This window comes from Arsenicibacter rosenii (assembly GCF_001870735.1).
Taxonomy (GTDB): Bacteria; Bacteroidota; Bacteroidia; order Cytophagales; family Spirosomataceae; genus Arsenicibacter; species Arsenicibacter rosenii.
This window is the reverse complement of the sequence record NZ_MORL01000002.1, coordinates 314,696-333,754: the sequence shown is the minus strand read 5'-3', so window position 1 is coordinate 333,754 and position 19,059 is coordinate 314,696. Positions and strand designations below refer to the sequence as shown.

Below are 19,059 nucleotides of genomic sequence, written 5' to 3'. Positions count from 1 at the left end.
AGATTTAGGGCTGACCTGTATCTTTAGGGATTATATTGTCGTTAATTACCAAACTTTATCGTTTACAACGCGACTAAAACCCAATTTTTTTTAATGGAATCAACCCTCAATGCACCTGCACAGAAACAAAGCCACCCACCGGGGCTTTACGTGCTGTTTTTCACCGAGATGTGGGAACGTTTCAGCTACTATGGCATGCGTGCCATTCTGCTGCTTTTCCTGCTCGACAAGATCAGCGGCGGCATGGGCCTTAATGAATCAGAAGGTGCAGCTATTTATGGTTTATACACCGCATCGGTTTATCTCTTATCGCTTCCCGGCGGCTGGATCGCCGACAACATTCTGGGACAGCGCAAGTCTATCTGGTACGGCGGCCTGATTATTATGCTCGGCCACATTATTCTGGCCTTTCCGGCCGGTACGGCTATTTTCTACCTCGGCCTTTGTGTGGTAGCGCTCGGTACGGGTCTGCTGAAGCCCAACATCAGTTCAATCGTCGGCGAATTATACCCGGAAGGCGGGGCGCGGCGCGATGCGGCTTTTTCAATCTTCTACATGGGTATTAACCTGGGCTCCTTCCTCGGCATTACCATCGTCGGGTATCTGGGTCAGAAAGTTGGCTGGCACTATGGTTTCGGAGCCGCCGCTGTTGGCATGGGCCTTGGCATGGTTACCTTCCGGACGCTGGGCCAGAAATACCTCGGCCAGTACGGAAACGAACCCAAAAAGACCGGCAACAGCGACGAAGCAGCCGCAACCGGCGGAAACAAGTCCCTGATCGGATTTCTGGTGGGTCTGGCGGTCATTCTGATGGTGCTGCAATTCTCGGGCGTGATCGATATGACAACCGCCCAGGGACTGGCGAAGGCCATGGGTACCATCATTTCGCTGGTGGCCGTGAGCTACTTCATTTATATTCTGTTGGCCGGCGGCCTGACTCCGGTCGAAAAAAAGCGGGTTGCCGTGTTGTTTACGTTCTTCCTGGCGGCGGCCTTATTCTGGGCCGGTTTCGAACAGCAGGGGTCTTCGCTTCAGATCTTTGCCGACCGGCATACCGACCTGAACCTGTTTGGCTGGCAAATGCCCTCAAGCTGGTTCCAGAACTTCAACCCTGCCTTTATCCTGACGTTCTCGCCGGTTATGGCGGGGCTCTGGATCTTCCTGGCCAATCGTAATATCAGCTTCCCGGCTCCGGCCAAACTGGCAACGGGTTTGCTGTTACTGGGCCTTGGCTACCTGATCATGGTGGTTGCGTCGAAAATTGCGGTTACCGGCCAGCTGACCTCGCCGGTTTTCCTGACCTTTACGTACTTGTTCCATACGCTCGGCGAACTGTGTCTGAGTCCGGTCGGGCTGAGTGCCTTCACCAAACTTTCGCCGAAACGCTATGTCAGTCAGCTGATGGGCATCTGGTTTGTCGGCGCGTCGCTGGGTAACCTGATCGCCGGTCTGTTTGCAGGCGGTTTCGATGAAGAAAACGTTCAGCAGATGCCGGCTATGTTCCAGAATGTGGCGTATTTCAGCCTTGGCTTCGGTATTCTGATGCTGCTTTTTGCCAAACCACTGAAAAAGTGGATGGGTGGTATTCAATAACTATTTTTAGTCTCTTCTCTGAAGCCCCGGCGATGTTCATCGACCGGGGCTTTTTTATGACCGCTCCCGCCTACAACTGATCCCATACTTCACACGGTTTATTCGTCTCCTCTGCTGCTTCACCGGTTTTCAGGTTGTCAGCAGCCCGCCCAGTGTACAATTTTGTAGCATCTGAAAAAAAAGGATGCAAATACAGGTACACTCAGCCTAGTCATCAGTAATTCAGGCAGTTTTACGTCTTGTCACCTTATATCCACAAGATATAAACTATATATACCTCTTTTTGTAACCTCAATAACAAGTCACCCCATGAAGAAGATTATCCGTTATGCCGGCATTGGCCTGGGCATTCTGCTTATCGGTGTTGCCGGTCTGCTTACATTTGTTAAACTGGGTTTGCCGGGAGCATCGGTTGGCGCAGCCGAAGCGGTGAAAATCCAGTCTACCGCCGCCAAAATTGAACGGGGCAAATACCTGGCCAACCACGTCAGTGTCTGCATGGATTGCCACAGCACCCGCGACTGGTCACTTTATTCGGCCCCGTTGGTCCCGAATAGTCTGGGCAAAGGCGGCGGACGGTTTGGCCCCGAAGTCGGTGTGCCCGGCGAAGTCTACTCCCGCAACATTACCCCCGCCGGTCTGACCGGCTGGACCGATGGGGAGGTACTGCGCGCGATTACATCAGGCGTCAGCAAAGACGGCCGGGCGCTTTTTCCGATTATGCCGCACCCGCGCTACGGCCATATGGACCGTAACGACGCGGAAGCGATCGTTGCCTACCTGCGCAGCCTGCAACCGATTCAGAACCAGGTTCCGGATGCCCATCTTGACTTCCCGCTGAACTTTATTGTAAACACGATCCCGCAAAAGCCCGCGTTTGAGGCCATGCCGGATACTACTGACGAGGTAGCACTGGGTCGTTACCTGACCAATGCAGCCGCCTGCGGCGACTGCCATACGAAAGCTGAACAAGGCAAACCGGTACCAGGTATGGACTTTGCCGGTGGTAACCCAATGGCGAGCCCGATGGGACCACTGCAAACACCCAACATTACCCCTGATCCGGAAACCGGTATCGGCCGCTGGACTAAAGATGCGTTTATCGCCCGTTTCAAGTCTTACGACCTCTCGAAAGGCTATCAGCCACACAAGGTTAATAAGGGCGAAATGCAGACGATTATGCCATGGACCATGTATGCCGGCATGAGCGAGCGCGACCTGGGCGCCATCTATGCCTACCTGAAAACGGTAAAGCCGATAAAAAACAAAGTGGTGGTGTTTAACCCAACCGCTCCGGCTGTAGCGGCGAAGTAGCCGGATTCGTAACAGGAGCAGAAGGGTTGTTGATCTTCCGCAAAGATCGGCAACCCTCTGTTCTACCGCCGCATATCCTTTTTAAACTGCAACGGATTCTGGCCGGTTACCCGCCGGAATACGCGGTTGAAATACGACAGGCTTTCGAAGCCACTCTCAAAACAAGCCTCTGTCACCGACCGGCCCTGTAGCAGTCCCTTTTTAGCCTGCACTACCCGATACTGATTGACATACTCCGTAAACGTCATCCGGGTCATTTGCCTGAAGTAACGGCAAAAAGCGGCCGGCGTCAGGTTCGTCAGATCGGCGAGCTCGCTTACCTCCATCCGGCGCTGATAATGCTGGTCGATAAACCGATAAATCTGCTGAATCCGGTCTTGTTGCCGCTGGTTATAGGCCTGCTCAACGGGGCGGCTATGGAGCAGCATTGCCTCCGCCGACGTAGCCAGCAACTGAAAAATAGCCAGTAACTCCATCAACTGCCGGAAATGACTTACCGAGTGTAACCGCAGCAGCCTCTGCCCGGCCTCCTGCTTTGTTTTTCCGTCAAATGCAATGCCCTGCCGCGCCTGCTCCAACAACCGGGCAATATCTGACAGCTCGGGCGTTTGTGCGAAAGCCATACCCATAAAATCGGGCTGCATCTGCACGACTACTTTCCGGTAGCCGGTCCGCACGCCGTAATCGAAATTCAGGTGCGGAATATACGGGCCGATCAATACCAGATCGCTGCCGCTGTAACGTGATAAGTGATCACCGACATGCCGCGGTCCGTCGGCCCCTTCGATATACACCAGCTCATATTCCGGATGAAAATGCCAGTAGTAGAAATCGTTCAGTCTGGGCGTAAAGAGCTTGAACGAACTGTTCTGATCAGGCTGTACCTCTTCGCGGATGAGCTTCATTTTTGTCCTTATCTGCTTTTATAGACACTAACTTATTCCCAAAAATATCAATATTGTTCAAATAGTGGCCACTATCGGTGTAGTTATCCATCTGACACCAGCCTACTTTTGTCTTATCAAATAACGGTAATTTACTATTCCAATGGAAACGATGAACCCGACCATGACACCAACCATGAGCCCGAATCAGGCCCATAAAGACATTCCCGGCAACCCGTCGACGGCCACCAGCAGCCGCCAGAAACTAAACGACCGCTCAAACGGTGTTCCTTTACGGGTACTCTCGGAGGAAGACTGGCAGTTCTGGACTCACAACGGCTATATCGTTATTAAACAGGCCGTTCCTAAAGAACAGGCCGAGCGACTGGCCCAATTTATCTGGGAGTTCGAAGAGAAAGACCCCAATGATCCGGCAACCTGGTATGCCCCGCCCCGGGCCGATATGCAGATGAAAGAGCTGGTCGGCAGCGGCATGGTTGAACTCTATAACCATCAGTATTTGTGGGATAACCGTCAGACACAGCGGGTATATGATGCGTTTGTAGATATCTGGGGAACCGATAAGCTTTGGGTAACCATCGACCGTTGTAACCTCAATATGCCATTACGGCCGCAGGACACGTTTAAAGGGTTTATTCACTGGGACTATGACCCGGAAACACGGCCGCAAAATGTGCAGGGCGTCCTGGCCCTCGCCGATCAGACCGACGAAAACATGGGTGGTTTTCAGTGTATTCCTGAATTGTTCCGCACCTACGACACCTGGAAACTGACTCAGCCCGATGACCGTAACCGGTTCCGGCCCGACATAACCGGTTTTGACGATAAGATCGTGAAAGTGAAACTGGAAGCCGGCGATCTGCTGATATTCAACAGTACCCAGCCTCACGGCATCCGTCCCAACCACTCCGGCAATAAAGTCAGGATTGCGCAGTATGTTTCGATGATGCCTGCCGAAGAAGACAATGAAGCGCTCCGGCAATGGCGCATCCGTTCGTGGAAAGACCGTATCGCACCAGACGGCTATGCGTTTCCCGGTGACCCGCGGAACTGGGAGAAAACCCGTTATGAGACAGCCGTACTCTCACCGCTGGGAGAAAAACTCCTGGGAAGTTCGCCCTGGTAACGTCAACGTTGCCGTCAGCTTTACAGCACTGACGGCAACGTTTTCCCTACACATCAAACACAAACGTAAACCGGATTGTAATTTCATTGCTGAACGGAGGTGCTAAGTAGAAACGCTACTATGCAAAAGAAGTATCTCATATGAAAGTATAAGATTACCGTGAGCGTAGCCTGTACGTAAGAACTACGCTTTCAGTTACTTAACTTATCATATACGACAAGATTATTTTTAAATTTTTATCTGATACTAACACAAAAAGCATAATCGGATACAAACAGCTATGCTTTTTGTGTTACGTTGCTATGGTTCAACTCACCATACCCCATTCTTCGAGAATGACCTGGTTTGGTAACCTGTTGAACCGGAGCCAGTACTCACAAAGCCATTTTATGGTTTCAACAAACGTTGTATTTTGTTCGGGAACAGAGATAACCGAGTTGGCGTAGTGCAGGAAATGATGATAAACGCCCTCCTTTTCATCTTCACGGACCAGTACAACAACAGGTAGGAAAGACGTATGTTTATTGCTTTTCAACTGCCTTACCACGCTTAACGACTCCTGAAATGACAGCCGTGTATCAAGGATGATCAAAACCGGCAGATCAGTAGCGGGCACTTCATTCAATAACCCGCAAACCAGGTTTGCCTGAGGCATAATGTGTACGTGATACGGGCTGTAGGTAGTTTCGATAAACTGCTGAAGCAGTAAGCCTTTATTACGATCGCCGGTAACAAACATGATCACCGGTGCGTCCTTAGTCAGCTCTGTTTCCTGACCCGCTGTTGTGATAGCATCCGAAATTTCCTTCCATCGGCGGCGGCTGATTGGTAACCGCGTACCATCCTCCAGCTCAACCGCACCGCTTTTTTTGAGGGTAGGCGGCGGGATAACCTTTTTTATACACGTTGGATTAGCCAACACCACCTTATGGAGCCGTATAAACTCCGGAAACCGCTCCTCAAAATAACGTAATGGCTTACTGATGAGGAGTTTTGAGGCTGCCCTGAAATGCACCCAGGTATAATTATTCGCTCCGGATAAATGACTGATTAGTACAGGATGCCGAATGACGTCATTAATAAAGCTCATACCTATTAGCGCCTACAAAATTGTTACTAATTATATATTTTCATTAACAACAAAGTTATATCTTTAAGAAGTTGGATTATGAAACTAATGGATTTGTCTATCCTGTGGGCCCAAAAAAACCGGCCTTGAGGGGGCCGGTTTTTTTGAGGTTGTGGTAAGTAACCTGTCAATATTTATTGCGTAATCGTTTCAAGGTCTTCCTGAAAATCATCAACATCATAATTTACAGGTATTTTAAGATCGGCCAGTAGTTTCCGGAAGTTTATTCTATCCGTACCTACTAAACTTGCCGCCTGACCCATTGACAGTACTTTCTCCTGGTAAAGGCTGATAGCTTGAGCAGTTATTAATTCCTGCACAATTGATCTTATAAACAAACACTTAACCTAAAACAACAAGTTCAGAGGGAAGTGATAATGATTGTTCGCAAACGTCACAATTATCATCTTCAAACTTATTTTGAGCATGCCGTTTAAGATCATTTATCGATTCATATATTGAAATTCAACTTTAGTTGCCATCTAACAAGTTCTGATGTTAATACCACAAAACTGTAGCTACTGAGATGGTAATTAAAGCCTAACTTCCGCACATTTCGCAGCCTTCCGGATCGTCGAGCGAACAGGCGATGGCGGCATATTGCTGCTCCAGATCCGTAACGACGGGGGCTGCTACGGCCTGCGCCGCGTGCTCCTGTGCATACTGCTGGTAGTTCAGCGGCTGCTCATGAACGGCCACTACTGCCGGATTGATCTGCGCTTCGGCTTGTTTCTCAACCGTGAACTTAACGGCATCCGCGGCAGCCTTCGTACGCAGGTAGTACATACCCGTCTTCAGACCACGCTTCCACGCGTAGAAGTGCATCGACGTCAGCTTGCCGAAGTTCGGATCCTGAATGTGAATGTTGAGCGACTGCGACTGGCAAATGTACGCACCGCGGTCGGCAGCCATATCGATGATATGTTTCTGCTTGATCTCCCAAACGGTTTTGTACAGATCCTTGATATGCTGCGGAATCGTCGGGATGGCTTGTACCGAGCCGTTGGCCGCGATCAGCATGTTTTTCATGCTATCGTTCCACAGACCCAGTTTTACCAGATCGCGCAGCAGGTGTTTGTTTACGACAACAAACTCACCTGACAATACCCGACGGGTGTAAATATTGCTTGTGTATGGTTCGAAACACTCGTTATTGCCCAGAATCTGGCTCGTCGATGCGGTTGGCATCGGTGCCAGCAGCAGGGAGTTCCGGACACCGTGTTGCACTACTTCGTTGCGCAGCTCTTCCCAGTTCCAGCGGCCCGACTGTGGTGTTACCCCCCACATGTCGAACTGGAAAATACCCTGCGAAATCGGCGAGCCTTTCCATGTCTCGTAAGCGCCTTCGACTTTCGCCAGTTCCATCGAGGCCGTCATGGCACCGAAATAGATTGTCTCGAAAATCTCTTCGTTCAGGCGGCGGGCTTCATCCGACTCAAACGGCATGCGCAGCAGAATGAACGCATCGGCCAGTCCCTGCACCCCTAAACCGATTGGCCGGTGACGCATATTGGAGCGACGGGCTTCTTCCACCGGATAGTAGTTCAGGTCGATAATTTTGTTCAGGTTGCGCGTAGCCACTTTCGTGATTTCGTACAATTTCTGATGATCGAACCGAAGTATCCCGTCCGGCCCCGCTACCACAAATTTCGGCAGTGCAATGGAGGCCAGGTTACAAACGGCCACCTCGTCCGGCGACGTGTACTCGATGATCTCCGTACACAGGTTCGACGACTTGATTGTACCGAGATTTTTCTGGTTCGATTTTTTGTTCGCTGCGTCTTTATACAGCATGTATGGCGTACCGGTTTCGGTCTGCGATTCCAGCACTTCGAACCACAGGTCCTGCGCTTTCACCACTTTCCGGGCTTTGCCTTCACGCTCGTAGCGTGTATATAAGGCTTCGAATTCTTCACCGTATGTATCGGCCAAACCGGGGCATTCGTGCGGACAGAACAGCGACCAGGTGTCGTTATCTTCTACCCGCTTCATGAACAGATCAGGTACCCACAGGGCAAAGAATAAATCGCGGGCGCGGAGTTCTTCTTTACCGTGATTCTTCTTCAAATCCAAAAAGTCGAAGATATCAGCATGCCATGGTTCAAGATAAATGGCGAACGAACCTTTCCGTTTTCCGCCTCCCTGATCTACATACCGGGCTGTGTCGTTGAACACACGCAACATCGGTACAATCCCGTTTGACGTACCGTTGGTGCCTTTGATGTAAGTACCGGTTGCCCGCACATTGTGGATGCTCAGGCCGATACCACCCGCCGACTGCGAAATCTTAGCTGTTTGCTTCAGGGTATCGTAAATGCCCTCAATGCTGTCGTCTTTCATTGTCAGCAGGAAGCAGCTCGACATCTGTGGTTTCGGCGTACCCGCGTTGAAAAGCGTTGGCGTAGCATGCGTAAACCATCTCTCACTCAGTAAGTTATATGTCTCAATGGCGGCTTCGATATCGTCCTGGTGAATCCCGACTGCCACCCGCATCAGCATATGTTGCGGACGTTCAGCGATCTTACCTTCCATTTTGAGCAGGTATGATTTTTCCAGTGTCTTATATCCGAAATAATCATAGCCATAGTCGCGGTCATAGATAATCGAGGAGTCGAGGAGCGACGCATTTTTCCGGATTACGTCATACACCTCTTTTGAGATCAGGGCTGCGCTTTCGCCCGTTTTCGGATCCACATAGTTATACAACCGCTTGATCGTTCCGGAAAACGACTTCTGGGTTTCCTTGTGGAGGTTTGAGATGGCCAGGCGTGCCGCCAGGATGGCATAATCCGGGTGCTTCGTGGTCATCGAAGCCGCTGTCTCAGCGGCCAGGTTGTCTAATTCGGTTGTTTTAACCCCGTCATACAAGCCGTTAACAACCTTCATGGCCACCTCAATCGGATGCACATGAACCGGGTCGAGCCCATAGCAGAGTCGCTCAATCCGAGCAGTAATTTTGTCAAATTTTACCGATTCGCGCCGGCCATCACGTTTGATGACGTACATGGTTATTGGTTGTTTATCGTAAATGATCTGTTTATCGCAAAATGGCTCTCCGCCAAAATGAACTATTCGTTAAAGGTACTATTCCGATAGACGCAAAAGCAAACGAAAAGGTGTCATGTTTTTGCAATTCCTTCGAAAAATCAAACTCTAGTGCACTTATCTGACAACTAGTAAGTGCTAATCATTAACCACTTAGATGAAGCTGTGATGAATATCATATCGAAATCGTAAAAACTTCGAATAGTCTAATTTCTGGAAGAGGAAAAAAGCCGGCCCGCCTGTGGCCTGAACCAGTATCGAAAATTAGAAAATATTCCGGTCCGGCCCAAAATCAGCCGCTATGAAATCTACTCAGCGGTCTAAAAAAGAAATCCGGCGTCAATTTGTTGTAAACCAGCCCAAAACTAGTTATTTTTGCAGTCCTTTTCGGTCGGCAACCGAGCAAAGGCAAGAAAATCAAAGAAATACTATGAAAAAAGGCATTCACCCGGAGTATCGCGACGTGGTATTCCACGATCTGTCGAGTGATTATAAATTCGTAACTCGTTCGACAGTCCAAACAAAAGACTCAATCGAATTCGAAGGTCAAACGTATCCACTGGTTAAGATCGAGGTGAGCTCACAGTCACACCCTTTCTATACTGGCAAGAACGTTCTTCTCGACATCACTGGCCGCGTTGACAAGTTCCGTAAGAAATACGGCATGAAGTAATGCGCATACAGCTTACAAAACGCCCCGCTGCATGACCTGTAGCGGGGCGTTTTGGTTTTATGCCCATCCCGTTCCCTGATTAACCCCAACATTTTGCCATTAGCCCGGTTAACAAATAGAGTAATACATAACCTGACGACTATGGCAACGAACAACAAAAACGCGCTGGTGCTGCGGACAGTACCGGTCGATCCGATTGCAAGTGGCTCAAGCCGGATCAATATCGGCAAAAACGAACGATGGGCCTCAATGGGCGGCGGGGCCCTGCTGGCCACTATCGGCCTGCGCCGGGGCGGTATCGGCGGGGCCTTGCTCGCCGCTATCGGCGGCGCACTCGCCTTCCGCGGCGCAACCGGTCACTGCCCGGTTAACGAGGCTATCGGCCGTAATACGGCAGACGGTAAAACCGAAACCAAAGTGATGGAGATCCATCAGACCGTCACGGTTGAGCAGCCGCGTGCCGACGTATACCAGCATTGGCGGCAGCTCGAAAACCTGCCCCGCTTCATGCATCACCTCGAACGTGTGGAGCAACTCGACGCCAAACGCTCGCACTGGGTCGCACGCCTCGACGTGCAGAATCAGACCGTTCAGTCGATGTCAAAAATTGAATGGGATGCCGAAATCACCGAAGAAGATACCAATAACCGGCTGATGTGGCGCTCTGTCCCGGGGGCCACCGTCGATAACTCAGGAGAAGTCCAGTTTATTGACGCACCCGACGGAGGCACAACCATCATCGCTACCATCAAGTACCGGGCTCCGGAAGGACTGGTGGGCGAAGCCCTGGCCAGCCTGTTCAACCCGGTCTTTAAGAAAATGATCAAGGACGACATCAAACGCTTCAAGCACTATCTCGAAACCAACACGGGGCCGATGAACCCGGTGCAGGAACGCATCAATCCATCGCTCAACGAACCCGTTCCTTCGTGGCAAACGCCGGTTCATTAACAAAAAAGCGGGTAAGAGCTCCTTACCCGCTTTTTTGTTATTAGAAACCGCCCCGGTCAGCTTATGAATCCGTGAGTTCATACACAAATCGTACATCGTCACTCGTACATCGTACATCGTACATCGTACATCTTCCTAGAATCCGCCCCGGTCGTAGAAACTCCGGCGACGGCTGAGCTTAAGCTCCTGAAGAATGGACGAACGGGCGCGTAATTCAAACGAGTAGTTACTGACCCGCTGGGCACTGCCCGCAAACGGTGTCCAGTTAAACGACATATCCCAGCAGTGCAGGTCACGCGTGGCCCCTACGGTGGTCAGCGACGGGCGTTTTGCCTGGAAGTCAAACCCTGTACTGAACGTAAATTTCCACTTCGGCGTCAGGCTGAAATCACCCGTCAGGTTGAGGGTCTGGATGATAGCACTTGGCGCTCCCGGATAATTGCTGACCCCGAACGAATAGCTGGCGTTGAGCGACCAGGGGATATTAAAGTCGACATACAGGTCCGGATTGGTATTGATGGCCCGCATGGTCGCGTCTGATGCGCCCGGAACAGGGCGTTTTGACTTATCGGCACCCGGAGGGGCCAGCCGGCCGCTCAGGAAGATCTGCGCACTTTGCAGGTGGGCCAGTCCTTGCCCTTCGGATACAGCATAGCGGTTGACACGGACGAAATTCCGGACGCCCGAGGTTGATGCCGTTGAACTGGTGGGCACTTCTACATAGCTGTACGGATCAAAGGTAGCCGAGAAGTTGAAGCTGATATTCTTGAAAATCTGCGTGTTGGCGCTCAGGTTTATATTCGACAGCTTATATTCGGCCGCCAGCATGTTGTAGCTGCCGGTCATGCTGATGTTATCAAAAATCGGAATTTTCTTGAACTCGCTGCCCGCCGAATCGCTGCGCGACCGGACTTTCATTTCGAGCTGGTTCACGAAACCAAACGAAATAAACGCCGACTGCCCCGACGTGGCCGATCCGGCCGAACCACCTAAGCCGCGGAAACGCGAAATCCGGCGCTTATACGACGGCAGCCCCAGCTCCTCCGGCAGTTCCTGAAACATCCCGAACGACGGATTGGAAAAGTCCGGTACATAGCTGAACGCAATGGACGGTGCCAGCGTGTGCCGGATTGCCTGCAGGCGTTTGCCTTTGAAGAAGAACGTCCCGTATACCCGCGTGTTCATGCTGGCGTTTACCGCAAAATTGTAGGTCGGGAACAGCCCTTTCAGTGTATCGATCCGGACGCCTTTCTGCGATGGGATATACGTGTAGTTGAGCTTCTTGGTGTACAGATCTCCGGCCAGCGAGAAGCCCGGCGTCAGGTTGATGTACTTAAACAGCTTCACGTTAGGCAGCGAAATCGGGATACTGTATGAACTCTGGATCGTACCATTCCGCCAGATTGTTTCACGGTTACCCCAGCTAAAGGCAAATATATTCGGGTCCGTTACCACTTGCCCGTCACGGATAGCCTGCGCCCGGGCAATACTGTCGGCAATGTACTCGGCCCGGCTTTTTAAGATTACGCCATCCGGCGGAATGACGGTAAAGCCAAGGCCTGTGGTATCTACCTGCGTGCGGCGGGTGTTATTAATGGTTGCCTGACCACGGAAATCAAAACCAACCCGGAAGCTTTCATACCACCGGCCCGAACCGCCGTTCAGCGCAAAAGGCGAGATCTGGTTAACCCCAAGGTTGAAATCCGTAGAGATGTCGGTCTTACCGTTTTCTTTCCGGAAGGTTACCGGGTTGATCTGCCCAAACTGCTGGTTTACCCGGAAACTCGCCCCTGACCGCACATACTGCCCAAACGTCCGGTTATACTGCACCGATGAACCGGCTACGTTGGATGTATACCGCTGCACATCATAGGAGTTCGTCGAGTTATAGCTGTTGCTGGTCACGTTTACGTTGGCCGAGAACGTTCCCCGCCCGCGCGGCACGGGAGAATGGGACCATGTAATCGAAAAATCGTTCCGCGGACTCTGGGTTGTATCGACGCGGTCGCCGGAGCGGTTGCGGGCATAGCGCAGGTCAAATCCGCCGCTGTAATAGTAGCGTTTGTTGTAGGCGGCTGTCGTGCCAAGGCCCCAGCTTCCTTTAGAATAAATCTGCCCGCGGAACTGCAGGCCCAAATGCTCATTTACCGCCCAGTAATACCCTCCGTCGCGCAGATAATAACCCCGCCCGTTGGGTTCCTCACCATATTGCGGCATCAGAATGCCTGACACCCCGTTGTCCTTTTTCTTCGGAAACGGAAAAAACCCGAACGGCAACCCGATCGGCAGCGGTATCTGATTGACTACCAGATTAAAGGGTCCGGCAATTACCTGTTTATTATGAACAACTTTCAGCTTGGTAGCGTTAATGTGGAAGTGTGGTGTGGCCAGGTTACAGGTGGTATAGATAGCTCCCCGGATATACATATTGTCGTCGGCATCTTTCTTAACATCCTTCCCGCGAATATTACCTTCGCCCTGCTGCGTAACAACACCCTGAATTTTTCCCTTTTTGGTCCGAAAATTGTACCGGATTTCTTTGGTATCATACTGGTCGGCACCATCCTTAAAAACCGGCAGACCAACCATCTTCCGGGAGGTCGAATCGTAACGGCCTTTGGCATATACTTCGTTGGTCGTATAGTTCAGCCGGATGTAGTCGGCGTTGAGTGCTATATCGCCGTATGTTACCTTTGCATCACCGTACAGTTCCATAATCTGCCCGTTGGCCGAATAAATGGTTGAATCCCTCGACGAATAGGTGACCGTTGTCCGGAAACTATCGTCTGTTTTAAGGGAATCCTGCCGCAGGGTATCGCGGCCGGCAACGGCAGAGGAGTCACGGCCGGAGAGGGCACGGATCACCCCCGGCGAGCCGGTTGGCTTATCCGGTACGGTCTGTGCCGGTGTGGGCGGAGCCGGAAGACCACCTTTAGCCGGTTGTTGTGGTACTGTCTGTGCCTGAGTTACCTGAAACAGAAGCACCAGCCCGATCAAAATGGCTCCCGATACGCATTTTGATACGGTCCGTATAATAAAGTATGTATTTACCAGTTTTGTCAAAGACATTAGATTTACTAAAATACCCACAACCCGGGTTATGCAAAGTTATGACGAAGGCTTTTCCAATCATTGCTTTCAAACAGATTGTGCCGTTAAAAATTATTAAAGTCCTGTTTGGCACAATCGGCGGGCCTGTTATGATCCTGGTATGGCCCTTACTGGCGCTGACGGTTCAGCAACAGCCGGTATTTCAGGACACCATCGCCAACAGCCAGCCAGCCACCCCGGAAGGCGGGCCAAACCGGCTGCGTACGGTCGTAATCGATCCCGGCCACGGTGGCAAGGACCCCGGCTGTATGACAAAACGTAACCGCGAGTCACGGATTGTGCTGAAAATCGGATTACAGCTGGCGCGGCAGATAAAAACCGAAATGCCGAACGTCCGGGTTATTCTGACGCGGGCCAGCGATCACTTTGTCGAACTCGCCGAGCGCTCTGCCATTGCTAACCGCAACCGGGCCGACCTGTTTATTTCGATTCACGTCAACGCCAATGCGCAGTCGAGCCGGTTATATGGCACGGAAACCTATACGCTGGGGCTTCACAAAACCGAAGGCAACCTCGAAGTAGCCAAACGGGAGAACTCGGTTATCCTGCAGGAAGCCAATTACCAGCAGACATACAAGGGGTTTAACCCGAACTCGCCGCTGGCCCACATCATGCTGGCCAATTACCAGCACGCCTTTATGGGCAGCAGCATCAACTTTGCCGAAAAGGTGGAGCGCAGCTTCAACAGCAACGCCGAACGGCATAGCCGCGGCGTAAAACAAGCCGGATTTGTGGTACTATGGCGGACAACCATGCCCAGTGTACTGGTCGAAACCGGCTTCCTGACTAACCCGAACGAAGAAGCGTATCTGGCCTCCGAAGAAGGTCAGGAAGAGATTGCCTTTGCCCTTTTTAAAGCCTTTGCTCAATATAAGCAGGAAATTGAATCGGCGGATTAAACATTCCACCGGTCCGTTTGGGTTGTAGGCTAAAGAAAGATTTCACCCGGATCAAACTATTCAAACTCTCTGAGATGTTGTACTTTCGCAACAAATCGGAAGTTAAGGTAGTGAACTGAGCAAAAACAAAGCCTGAAAAACAGCAGGACTCTGGCCGGACATCTCATTCTGCCGCTCTTTCACACGTTCATTATTGACTATGAAACTCTCGCAGGAAACGAAGGTAGGTATATTGGCAGTCGTCGCGCTGGCGATGCTTTATTTTGGCTTTAATTTTTTAAAAGGTTCTGATTTCTTTTCAAGCAACCGGCAGTATGAGGCTATTTACGACAATGTAGACGGGCTGACCGTGTCGAACCCGGTACAGGTCAACGGCTTTACCGTAGGGCGTGTCAAGACAATTAAAATCCTTCAGGACCAGCAGAATCAAATGCTGGTAACACTCGACATCCGGAAAGACCTTGCTGTGGGCGAAGGCTCAAAAGCGATCCTGGCCGACAACGGCCTCCTGGGCGGCAAACTTATCCGGCTGGAAGTCAATCAGAAAGGACAGGTAATGGAAGACGGTGGCCGGCTCGTTGCAGTTAAAGAATCGGGCATGGTAGCCACGCTCAGCAACAAGGCTACCCCGGTCCTGAACAACGTTGACTCGCTGACCCGCAACCTGAACCGGATTGTGCTGTCCTTTGATAAAACCGCTGCCATTCTGAACCAGACACTGGCCGGAGCCAATAAAGTGACCGGAACCCTTGACCTGACCGTTCAGGAAAACCGGGCCGCCCTGCGGGCAACGCTCGCCAACGTAAACCGCTTGTCGGCATCGTTGGCCGAAACCGAAAAACAGGTAAAACCCATTCTGGCGAAAGCCAGCACCTTTGCTGACTCACTGAACGCCCTGCAACTACGGCAGACACTGGCCACCGCCAACCAGACCGTAGCCAACCTGCAGAAACTGCTGGCCGGTATTCAGCAGGGCAAAGGCTCAATCGGCAAACTGACATCCGACGAGGCCCTGTATGCCAACGTCAATGCCACAACCGTCAGTCTGGAGCGACTCCTGACCGACTTCCGCGAAAACCCAAAGCGGTATGTACATTTCTCCCTGTTTGGCCGGAAAGACAAAGGCACACCGGCGAATCAGGCTGTTACCCCGGGCCGGTCGGCAACGGTTACCGTTGATACAACGAAGTAGCACTTTTGTCGTACGTTTCCGGCTGTCTGCTTATCCTTAATGCGGGCCGAAACGCCCGCGCTATTGCTATGTACACTTCATCACTTGACCTTTTAGTAGACGAACTCCGCCAGAAAACAGCCCAAACCCAACTGGGTGGCGGACAAAAGAAAATTGACGACCAGCACCGCAAAGGCAAACTAACCGCCCGCGAACGGATTGCGTACCTGACCGACGATGACCGGCCGTTTGTTGAAATCGGCCTCTTTGCCGGTGAGGGTATGTATGCCGAACATGGCGGGTGCCCCTCCGCAGGCGTGGTGGCCGGAATTGGTTATGTCTCGGGCCGGCAATGCGTCATTGTTGCCAACGACGCTACCGTAAAAGCCGGTGCCTGGTTTCCGGTTACGGCCAAAAAAAACCTCCGTGCGCAGGAAATTGCCATGGAAAACCGGCTGCCTATCATCTACCTGGTCGACAGCGCCGGTGTATACCTCCCGCTTCAGGATGAAGTCTTTGCCGATAAGGAGCATTTCGGCCGCACGTTCCGTAACAATGCCATGATGTCGTCGATGGGCATTTTACAGGTCGCTGCCATCATGGGCAGCTGTGTGGCCGGAGGGGCTTACCTGCCTATCATGTCCGACGAAGCCCTGATCGTTGAAGGGACCGGCTCTATTTTTCTGGCGGGGCCTTATCTGGTTAAAGCCTCCGTCGGCGAAGATGTTGATGCCGAGACGCTGGGCGGCGCCAGTACGCACTGCGAAATTTCGGGCGTCACCGACAACAAATACCCCGACGACCCAAGCTGCCTCGACGCGATCAAACGCATCTTCGACAAGCTGGGCCATACCGAAACAGCGGGTTTCGACCGCGCCACACCGGCACCACCGGCCAAAGCCCCCGAAGATATTTATCAGCTGCTGCCCGTCGACCGGGTGAAGCCCTACGACATGCTCGAACTCATTGAGCGGCTGGTCGACAAGTCTGAATTTGACGAATATAAACCGCTCTACGGCAAATCGCTGCTGTGCGGCTATGCGCGGATTGATGGCTGGGCAGTGGGCATCGTCGCCAATCAGCGGAAGGTTGTTAAGGCAAAAGGGCGGACTGGTCAGGCACCGGAAATGCAGATGGGCGGTGTGATTTACGGCGATGCCGCCGACAAAGCCGCGCGCTTTATCATGAACTGCAACCAGAAACGCATTCCGCTGGTGTTTTTACAGGACGTAACCGGGTTTATGGTTGGCAGCCGTTCCGAGCAGGGCGGTATCATTAAAGACGGTGCCAAGATGGTAAATGCCATGGCCAATTCGGTGGTACCGAAGTTTACCGTGGTGATCGGCAACAGCTACGGAGCCGGTAATTACGCTATGTGCGGCAAGGCCTACGATCCGCGTCTGATGCTGGCCTGGCCAACGGCGCAGATGGCGGTGATGAGCGGGGCATCTGCGGCCAAAACCCTGGTACAGATTCAGGTGGCCACCATGAAAGCTAAAGGCCAGCCGCTGGCACCCGACGAAGAACAGGCTTTGCTACAGAAAATCACCGATCAGTATAACGCTCAGCTATCGCCCTACTACGCCGCTTCGCGCTTGTGGGTTGATGCCGTGATTGATCCGTTGCAGACCCGTCAGACCCTGTCGGAAGGTATTGCGGCCGCCAATCACGCCCCGATCACACGGCCGTTCAATGTCGGTGTCATTCAGACCTAGGGCGGTCATTGCCTAAAAAAGATTGGACAGATGGCTAAAAAACGCCTTATTCGCAGCATGAAACGTATTGTCTTGTCAGCTGCGGGTGTGCTGCTATCGGTTGCCGCCTTTAGTCAGGCTTCGGTAGCCTATTATCCGTTCAGTTCGCTGTTTTCGGTCAGCACTAACCCTAACAAAGCCGTTTGGCTCGACGGCCGGATGCAGTTTAATACGCTGTTTGGGTCGTTGAGTACTACGGTGGCTCCCATGGTCAACGTCAGCCGGAAGGAATTTGTCAATTATTACACGGGGCTGGGTATACGGTTCAACGCCCTGAATCAGCTCAACGATGCTGACATTCTGGAAGGGTACTCGCTGCATGCCGGGGTTCGGGTTGCCCCTATCCACAGCATTCCGAACCTGCGGGTCGCGTTTGAGTTGTCGCCCTACGCCCGCGCCAACTTTAAAAGCGGTGTTTTCTATGCACACTTCGGCATTGCCTATCAGTTTCAGAAGAAGCAATAACTGACAGCGGTCAGGGAGATAATGCAAGCGGTAAGCCCGGATGGATTGCCGCTTGCATTATCCCGAATTTTCCTGTCAATATCAGGCAGACCGCTACACTTCCGGTCGTTAGCTCCCAAAAACTGAACAGAATATCCTAAAGATGACCCATCCTTTGTGTGTTTAGGAAAACGAACCAAAACTTATTGTCTTATCTGGTAACCGGATCGTATATTGGCGTCAGAATAAGATTCATTCCTTTCCTCCAGCCATGAACAAAAAACTATTGGTTTACTGTCTGACGGCAATCTTTTTTTCGGCCGCCTGTATAATAAAGCCTGAACGAAAATTTGTTGGCGCACCGGTCGTACAATACCTCAATGCGCAGGGTCAGCTATATGGGCTGCGTATAAAAACCGGCTTTGGTTTTGTCGATGAGGCCGGTAAGATCTGGGTGGTTCCTGACGGTGTAATCATTGATAGTACATCGCTTCCTGAGCAAGCCCGGACGCTAGCCGGTTCACCCTACACCGCTGATTACCGGAATGCCTTTATCGTCCATGCTTATCATTGCAAACACAAACAGGAGAAATGGCTGGCTATACACCGCATGTTTTTTGAGGCATGCCTAACGACGGGCGTCGATGAGCCAACAGCAAAAATGATGTATGCCGCCCTCTACGCGTATGCACCGCGGTGGGAAGCCAACTTTATTGTAGACTACGAAGCCGGCGTACATAAGCGCATTATTACATCTTTCGAAACCACTTATCCCGACACTACTTTTGAGACAGACTGTCAGTGGATACGAAATACGAATCCTTCGCTTGATGCTATTGATGCACGACTGAAGGGCTCTCTTACCTTTACACAAATCCGGAAAGCTCCTCGCTGAAAGCCCTGAATACAGCCTGCCGCTTTCAAAACCGGACCGTACACGCAGT

The 19,059-nt window shown here is 51.7% G+C and carries 15 protein-coding genes; 10 read left to right on the top strand and 5 right to left on the bottom strand.

Annotated features, from left to right (window positions below; all coding sequences use genetic code 11):
* Positions 1 to 93 precede the first annotated feature (93 nt).
* Complete coding sequence (locus BLX24_RS05335) at positions 94 to 1,593, top strand: peptide MFS transporter (RefSeq protein WP_071502050.1); 1,500 nt, start codon at positions 94 to 96, stop codon at positions 1,591 to 1,593.
* A gap of 309 nt (positions 1,594 to 1,902) precedes the next feature.
* Positions 1,903 to 2,907 (top strand): c-type cytochrome, encoded by a 1,005-nt coding sequence (locus BLX24_RS05330; RefSeq protein ID WP_071502049.1) that lies wholly within the window; start codon positions 1,903 to 1,905, stop codon positions 2,905 to 2,907.
* Between the two features lie 62 nt (positions 2,908 to 2,969).
* Here the strand turns inward: BLX24_RS05330 and BLX24_RS05325 are convergent, their stop codons facing one another.
* Positions 2,970 to 3,812: an AraC family transcriptional regulator gene (locus BLX24_RS05325; RefSeq protein ID WP_071502048.1), complete on the bottom strand. Its 843-nt coding sequence runs from the start codon at positions 3,810 to 3,812 to the stop codon at positions 2,970 to 2,972.
* A 142-nt stretch (positions 3,813 to 3,954) separates the two neighbouring features.
* On the opposite strand from BLX24_RS05325, the gene BLX24_RS05320 reads away from it, so the two are divergent.
* Positions 3,955 to 4,938, top strand: coding sequence for a phytanoyl-CoA dioxygenase family protein (locus BLX24_RS05320; protein ID WP_071502047.1), 984 nt, complete (start codon positions 3,955 to 3,957; stop codon positions 4,936 to 4,938).
* Positions 4,939 to 5,245: 307 nt separating this feature from the next.
* On the opposite strand, the gene BLX24_RS05315 is transcribed toward BLX24_RS05320, so the two are convergent.
* The 3 genes from BLX24_RS05315 to BLX24_RS05305 all read right to left on the bottom strand — a co-directional run bounded on the left by BLX24_RS05315 (position 5,246) and on the right by BLX24_RS05305 (position 9,073).
* On the bottom strand, positions 5,246 to 6,028 hold the full coding sequence (locus tag BLX24_RS05315) for a LytTR family transcriptional regulator DNA-binding domain-containing protein (protein WP_071502046.1): 783 nt from the start codon (positions 6,026 to 6,028) through the stop codon (positions 5,246 to 5,248).
* A gap of 173 nt (positions 6,029 to 6,201) precedes the next feature.
* Entirely contained in the window at positions 6,202 to 6,387 is a 186-nt protein-coding gene (locus BLX24_RS05310; protein WP_229201710.1) for a UPF0175 family protein, read from the bottom strand.
* A gap of 220 nt (positions 6,388 to 6,607) precedes the next feature.
* Entirely contained in the window at positions 6,608 to 9,073 is a 2,466-nt protein-coding gene (locus BLX24_RS05305) for a ribonucleoside-diphosphate reductase subunit alpha (protein ID WP_071502044.1), read from the bottom strand.
* A gap of 469 nt (positions 9,074 to 9,542) precedes the next feature.
* On the opposite strand from BLX24_RS05305, the gene BLX24_RS05300 reads away from it, so the two are divergent.
* A complete protein-coding gene (locus tag BLX24_RS05300; protein WP_071502043.1) occupies positions 9,543 to 9,785 on the top strand; it encodes a type B 50S ribosomal protein L31 in 243 nt (80 codons plus the stop codon).
* A 141-nt stretch (positions 9,786 to 9,926) separates the two neighbouring features.
* Positions 9,927 to 10,736 carry an SRPBCC family protein gene (locus tag BLX24_RS05295; protein WP_071502042.1) on the top strand — a complete coding sequence of 270 codons (810 nt, stop codon included), beginning with the start codon at positions 9,927 to 9,929 and terminating at the stop codon, positions 10,734 to 10,736.
* Positions 10,737 to 10,871: 135 nt separating this feature from the next.
* Here BLX24_RS05295 and BLX24_RS05290 read toward each other — a convergent pair whose 3' ends face one another.
* A complete protein-coding gene (locus tag BLX24_RS05290) occupies positions 10,872 to 13,805 on the bottom strand; it encodes a putative LPS assembly protein LptD (protein ID WP_229201709.1) in 2,934 nt (977 codons plus the stop codon).
* Positions 13,806 to 13,846: 41 nt separating this feature from the next.
* Here BLX24_RS05290 and BLX24_RS05285 point away from each other — a divergent pair, with 41 nt between their 5' ends.
* The 5 genes from BLX24_RS05285 to BLX24_RS05265 all read left to right on the top strand — a co-directional run bounded on the left by BLX24_RS05285 (position 13,847) and on the right by BLX24_RS05265 (position 19,010).
* A complete protein-coding gene (locus tag BLX24_RS05285) occupies positions 13,847 to 14,746 on the top strand; it encodes an N-acetylmuramoyl-L-alanine amidase family protein (RefSeq protein WP_229201708.1) in 900 nt (299 codons plus the stop codon).
* 199 nt (positions 14,747 to 14,945) lie between these two features.
* A complete protein-coding gene (locus tag BLX24_RS05280; protein WP_071502041.1) occupies positions 14,946 to 15,938 on the top strand; it encodes an MlaD family protein in 993 nt (330 codons plus the stop codon).
* A 68-nt stretch (positions 15,939 to 16,006) separates the two neighbouring features.
* Positions 16,007 to 17,632, top strand: a complete 1,626-nt coding sequence (locus tag BLX24_RS05275; protein WP_071502318.1) for an acyl-CoA carboxylase subunit beta — start codon at positions 16,007 to 16,009, stop codon at positions 17,630 to 17,632.
* Between the two features lie 57 nt (positions 17,633 to 17,689).
* The gene (locus BLX24_RS05270; RefSeq protein WP_071502317.1) at positions 17,690 to 18,136 is read left to right on the top strand and encodes a hypothetical protein; all 447 of its coding nucleotides are present in this window, start codon (positions 17,690 to 17,692) and stop codon (positions 18,134 to 18,136) included.
* 250 nt (positions 18,137 to 18,386) lie between these two features.
* Positions 18,387 to 19,010, top strand: coding sequence for a DUF1353 domain-containing protein (locus BLX24_RS05265; RefSeq protein WP_071502040.1), 624 nt, complete (start codon positions 18,387 to 18,389; stop codon positions 19,008 to 19,010).
* The last annotated feature ends 49 nt before the right edge of the window (positions 19,011 to 19,059 follow it).